General features: G+C 67.8%; 6 protein-coding genes. 3 read left to right on the forward strand and 3 right to left on the reverse strand.

The window, feature by feature from the left end; genetic code table 11:
- Positions 1–203: 203 nt before the first annotated feature.
- The 3 genes from AB4Y84_RS11805 to purM are packed head-to-tail and all read right to left on the reverse strand — an operon-like array spanning position 204 to position 2201.
- Complete coding sequence (locus tag AB4Y84_RS11805) at positions 204–626, reverse strand: hypothetical protein (protein ID WP_428701576.1); 423 nt, start codon at positions 624–626, stop codon at positions 204–206.
- On the reverse strand, positions 623–1120 hold the full coding sequence (locus AB4Y84_RS11810; RefSeq protein ID WP_442243879.1) for a hypothetical protein: 498 nt from the start codon (positions 1118–1120) through the stop codon (positions 623–625). The genes AB4Y84_RS11805 and AB4Y84_RS11810 overlap by 4 nt, the downstream gene beginning before the upstream one ends.
- A 22-nt stretch (positions 1121–1142) precedes the next feature.
- Positions 1143–2201, reverse strand: a complete 1059-nt coding sequence (gene purM / locus AB4Y84_RS11815) for a phosphoribosylformylglycinamidine cyclo-ligase (protein WP_164280434.1) — start codon at positions 2199–2201, stop codon at positions 1143–1145.
- A gap of 112 nt (positions 2202–2313) precedes the next feature.
- Here purM and AB4Y84_RS11820 point away from each other — a divergent pair, with 112 nt between their 5' ends.
- The 3 genes from AB4Y84_RS11820 to hda are packed head-to-tail and all read left to right on the forward strand — an operon-like array spanning position 2314 to position 5317.
- Positions 2314–3441, forward strand: a complete 1128-nt coding sequence (locus AB4Y84_RS11820; RefSeq protein ID WP_442243878.1) for a DUF2066 domain-containing protein — start codon at positions 2314–2316, stop codon at positions 3439–3441.
- On the forward strand, positions 3438–4610 hold the full coding sequence (locus tag AB4Y84_RS11825) for an AI-2E family transporter (RefSeq protein WP_442250172.1): 1173 nt from the start codon (positions 3438–3440) through the stop codon (positions 4608–4610). Before AB4Y84_RS11820 ends, AB4Y84_RS11825 begins: the two co-directional genes overlap by 4 nt.
- A complete protein-coding gene (hda, locus tag AB4Y84_RS11830; RefSeq protein WP_032977533.1) occupies positions 4610–5317 on the forward strand; it encodes a DnaA regulatory inactivator Hda in 708 nt (235 codons plus the stop codon). The genes AB4Y84_RS11825 and hda overlap by 1 nt, the downstream gene beginning before the upstream one ends.
- Positions 5318–5455 lie beyond the last annotated feature (138 nt).

Raw genomic sequence — 5455 nt, forward strand, 5'->3', positions numbered from 1 at the left:
CCGTCAGCGAACTGTGCAGGGTCTGCTCGAGCGGCCACAGCGGATGGATCCAGGTTGCGGCGAATATGCCCAGCACTGCGGCCAGTGCGGCCTTCTTCGGTGCCGACAGTGAGTGGGTGGCGCGGTTGCGGGCGAGCGTGGGGGCAGCGGGCGTGGACATGTCGGGGCGATCAGCAGAAGAGACGGAACATGCGCTTGCCAGCTCAGACGCTGACGTGGTCGCCGCGGTCGAACAATGCAGCGATCTCCGGCTTGCGCAGGAAATACACCGCGTAGGCGGTCAGGGCCATGCCCAGTGGGCCGGCCATCACCGCTGCCCAGGCCGCGCCGCGACACCAGGCCAGGTGGCTGCGCTGGCCGAGCAGCCGCGCGGTGCGCAGTTGCAGGAGGCCCAGCCCGATGGCCAACAGCGACACCGCGCCGTACACCGTCGCCAGCACGGCGCCGTCATCCATTCCGCGTTCGAAGGCGACGATGCCGACAAAGCCGAGGAACACCAGCGCTGCCAGCCAATGGAAGCCGGCCAGCGCGTAGAACAGGATCTTCAGGTTGTGCAGGTGGCTTGCGGTCTGCAGGTCCGCCAAGGTCTGCCGTGGCAGCGGCGGTGGGTTCATTCCATCGTTCATGCCAGACCCGCCTGGCCAGCGAAGGCGGCCTTCACCTGCGGGCGCAGCAGCACGACCAGGGTGAACACGCCGAGGATGGTGCCGATGGGGGTGAACAGGCACGCCAGCCCCGCCACGATCATGCACAGCAGGTAGCGGCGCTGCTGCGACAGGCAGCGGCCGGCATAGGCCACGAAGCCTGCCAGGGTCAGCCCGCCGAGCACGATGCAGACGCCCATCACGGTGAACAGCCAGCCGACGAACTGCTGCTCTTCCGGCGATGACGGTTCACCGCCGGACTTCATCGGCAGCGAGCCGGACAGCATGGCGATGCCCAGCACGATGTGCAGGACGAAGACCAGCGAGAACACCGCCATCAGGCCAGCGACCACATAGTGGCCGATCGCCAGCTGGCGCAGCTGGGTGGCGTCCTGCGGGCCGAACACCGGCACGACCGGGTTCGGCGGCAGCACCGGCGGAGCCGGCGGCGTCGACAAGGGAGGAGGTGCGTCCATGCGGGTTCCTTTGTCCAGTGGATCAGGCGATGTGGACGCGTTCGCCGCCCTGGGCGGTGACCACCTGGCCGATCGTCCAGTGCTCCAGGCCTTCCGCCTTGACCGCAGCGGATACGGCCTCGAGCTGGTCCGCAGCGACGATCAGCACGAAGCCGATGCCGCAGTTGAAGGTGCGCCACATCTCGCTGTCGGCCACCGCGCCTTCCTTCTGCAGCCACTGGAACACCGGCGGCAGGGTCCACGACGAGGCCTGGATGTCCAGGCCGAGGCCTTCGGGCACCACGCGGATGATGTTCTCGGTCAGGCCGCCACCGGTGATGTGGGCCATGCCGTGGATGGCATCGCCGTGCGACTTCAGCAACGACAGGATCGGCTTGACGTACAGGCGGGTGGGGGCCATCAGCGCATCGACCAGCTTGACCCCGCCTTCCAGTTCCAGCTCGGCCGGGCGGCCGGCGCGGTCATAGATGCGACGGACCAGCGAATAGCCGTTGGAGTGCGGGCCGGACGAGGCGATGCCGATCAGCACGTCGCCGGCGGCGACATGGGCGCCGTCCTTCAGTTCGCTCTTTTCGACGGCCGCGACGGTGAAGCCGGCCAGGTCGTATTCGCCCGGCGCGTACATGTCGGGCATCTCGGCGGTTTCGCCACCGATCAGGGCGCAGCCGGCCTCGGTGCAGCCATTGGCGATGCCGCCCACGACCGCGGCGGCGGTGTCGATGTCCAGCTTGCCGGTGGCGAAGTAGTCCAGGAAGAACAACGGCTCGGCGCCCTGCACCAGCACGTCGTTCACGCACATGGCGACCAGGTCGATGCCGATCGTATCGTGGCGGTTCAGCTGGTGGGCCAGCTTCAGCTTGGTGCCGACGCCGTCGGTGCCCGACACCAGCACCGGTTCGCGGTACTTGTTGGACAGGTCGAACAGGGCACCGAAGCCACCCAGGCCGCCCATCACCTCCGGACGGAAGCTGCGCTTGACCAGGGGCTTGATCCGCTCGACCAGTTCGTTGCCGGCGTCGATGTCGACACCCGCGTCACGGTAGGTGAGGGGAGAAGGGGCGGAAGACGGGCTGTTGGTCACGGGCGTCGGCGCTGGCAGGGGTTGAATCGCCGATTTTAACAGGCCGCATTGGCGCAAAGGCCGTATTCGGGCAACAATTCCCCCCGGATACGTCGAGCCAATGGATGTCCTGATGCGCCGCAGCCTGTTTTTGACCCTGCTCCTTGCGCTGTGCCTGCCGGTGGCCACGATGGCCCAGAGCGGCATGCGAACCGAGGGGGATGTTGCCACTGCCAGTGGTGCGTACGAGGCCGAAGTGCCCGTCAACAGCCAAGCCGAGGCTGACCGCAACGGTGCACTTGCCCGCGCGTTGAGCGTGGTACTGGGTAAATTGTCCGGTGATCGCAGCGTCATGTCGCGCCCCGGCGTGGCGCAGGCGTTGCGCAATGCCAAGGATTATGTGGCCAGCTACGACTACAAGCAGGACCAGAGCGTGGGCGCCAGCGGTGCGCCGAGCTTCCGTACCCTGCTGGTCGCGCGCTTCCGCGAGGATGACGTGGACGGGCTGGTGTCGGCCCTGGGCCTGCCGCTGTGGCCGCAGCCGCGACCGAAGCCGGTGCTGTGGCTGGCCGTCGATGACGGCAGCGGTCCGCGTCTGGTCAGCGTGCAGCAGGCCAATGCCGCGCGGCCGTTGCTGAGCCGGGCCATCGAGCGTGGTTACAAGCTCGGCCTGCCCAGTGGTGGCGCCGCCGAGCAGGCCCTGGCGGGTGCCATCTGGCGCCAGGACAGCGCCGCTGTCGCCCGGGCCTCGTCGCGCTATTCGCCGCCGATGCAGCTGATCGGCAAGCTCTATCGCGCCAATGGCGGCTGGCAGGCGGACTGGGTGTTCGTCGACAACGGCCGTGAACTGAACAAGTGGTCCAGCAAGGACGCCAACGCGATGCGCGCGATGGCCGCCGGTGCCGATGGCGCTGCCGACGCGCTGGTCAAGCGTTATGCCAAGGCCGGTGCGGCCACCGGCCAGGCGGGCACCTACCGCGTGGTGGTGACCGGCATCAACAGCGCGGACGAATACCTGCGCCTGGCCGCTGGCCTGCGTGAAGTCGCGGTGGTGCGCAACGTCACTCCGCTGCGCGCGACCGCCGACCATCTGGAGCTGAATCTGGAACTGACCACCGGCCTGGCCGGCTTCAACCGCATGCTCGGCGACAACGGCGTGCTGGTGCCGTCGGCGACACTGCCGGCCCTGCCGACGCCGATCGACGATACGACCGGTGCACCGGCACCGGCGCCGGTCAGCAATGAGTACCGCCTGCGATGATCCTGTCCCCGGAAGCGGAAATCGCGCAGTTCCTGCGGCGGCTGAAGTTCATCCTGCTGGCCGGCCTGATCGGCTGGGTCGTGTGGCTGCTGGCACCGATCCTGACGCCGTTCGTGCTGGCGCTGGCCCTGGCTTGGCTGGGCGATCCGCTGGTGGACCGCATCGAGGACACCGGCCGCTCGCGCATGACCGGCGTGGTGCTGGTGTTCGTGGCAATGGTGCTGGTGATCGTCGCGCTGCTGCTGGTGCTGGTGCCGATGATCGAGCGCCAGATCAGCACCCTGATCGCCGCGGCTCCGCAGGCGCAGGCCTGGCTGATGGAGAAGGGCATTCCCTGGTTCGAGCAGAAGACCGGGCTGGAAGTGRTGCAGTGGATGGATCCCGACCGTGTGATCGAATGGGTGCGCAGCCATTGGCAGCAGGCCGGCGGGTTCGCCACGACCTTCATGGGCTACGTATCGCGCTCGGGCTTCACGGTGGTGACCTGGGTGGTCAACCTGTTGCTGCTGCCGATCCTGGCGTTCTACTTCCTGCGTGACTGGGACAAGCTGGTCGAACGCGTGGCATCGGTGATCCCGCGCAACCAGATCGGCACGATCACCACGCTGGCACGTGAATCCAACGAGGTGCTCGGCGCCTTCATCCGCGGGCAGTTCCTGGTGATGCTGGCGCTGGGCGTGATCTATGCCGGTGGCCTGTCGCTGGTCGGGCTCAAGCTGGGCCTGCTGATCGGCCTGATCGCCGGCCTGATCAGCTTCATTCCCTACCTGGGCGCGACCACCGGCATCCTGATGGCGATCGTGGCTGCGCTGGTGCAGGCGCAGGGGTTCGACCTGAAACTGCTGATCCTGGTGGGCGTGGTGTTTACCGTTGGCCAGCTGCTGGAGAGCTACGTGCTGACCCCGCGCATCGTCGGCGACAAGATCGGCCTGCACCCGGTGGCGGTGATCTTCGCGGTGATGGCCGGTGGCCAGCTGTTCGGCTTCCTGGGCATGCTGCTGGCGCTGCCGGTGGCGGCGGTCAGCAATGTGCTGTTGCGCTATGCGCACCAGCGTTACCGCCAGAGTGAGCTGTACGCCGGCGAGAAGCCCGCGATCGTGCTTGATGGTGTGATCGACCAGCCCCATATCATCGTGCCTGGCAATGACAAGGGTCCGGAACTGAAGTGATTGGTGTGCCGCAACTTCCGCTGGCCCTGCATTACCCGCGGGACCAGCGGCTGGAAAGCTTCATCGGCGCGCCGGACGGCGCGCTGGCGCAGCTGCATGCCATCGCGGTAGGGGCCAGCCACGACTGGGTGTACCTGGAAGGCGCGGCCGGCACCGGCAAGACCCACCAGGCGCTGGCGATGTGTTCCAGCGCCGAGCAGGCCGGGCGCCTGCCGACCTATGTACCGCTGGCCAGCGTGGTCGGCCGGGTGCGGGTGGCGCTGGAAGGGCTGGAGCAGCGCGAGCTGGTGGCGCTGGATGGCCTGGATGCGGTGGCAGGCAATCGTGAGGACGAAATCGCGCTGTTCGATTTCCACAACCGCGCGCGCGCTGCCGACGTGACGGTGCTGTACACGGCACAGAAGTCGCCGGGCGAACTGGGCCTGGTGCTGCCGGACCTGCGCTCGCGCCTGGGCCAATGCGTGCGCGTGCTGCTGCAGCCGCTGGACGAGGAAGGCCGCGCGGCGGTGTTGCGCGAGCGCGCGCTGCGCAGGGGGCTGGCGATCGACGAGGCCGCCATCGAGTGGCTGCTGTCGCACACCGGTCGCGAGCTGGGTGGGCTGATCACGTTGCTGGACTGGCTGGATCGCGAATCGCTGGCGGCGAAGCGGCGGATCACCGTGCCGTTCCTGCGCCAGGTACTGGAAGAAGGCCGTCCCCGCTACTGAGGGATGTTGTCCGGCAGGGCTGCGCCCTGCACCCGCCGAAGCAAYGTCAACGTCAAAAGCTGGCTTCCTGAGGGATGGCGGGGCGGCTCAGGTTGCGGGGGACGGCGCAAGTACGTCCATGTAGCCTCGGTCGCGCCA

The organism is Stenotrophomonas sp. 2YAF22 (genome assembly GCF_052114665.1).
Classification (GTDB): domain Bacteria; phylum Pseudomonadota; class Gammaproteobacteria; order Xanthomonadales; family Xanthomonadaceae; genus Stenotrophomonas; species Stenotrophomonas indicatrix.

Coding starts and splice junctions, on each gene's coding strand:
- AB4Y84_RS11805 (WP_428701576.1), bottom strand. CDS start 626: ATGAACGATGGAATGAACCCACCGCCGCTGCCACGGCAGACCTTGGCG.
- AB4Y84_RS11810 (WP_442243879.1), bottom strand. CDS start 1,120: ATGGACGCACCTCCTCCCTTGTCGACGCCGCCGGCTCCGCCGGTGCTG.
- AB4Y84_RS11820 (WP_442243878.1), top strand. CDS start 2,314: ATGCGCCGCAGCCTGTTTTTGACCCTGCTCCTTGCGCTGTGCCTGCCG.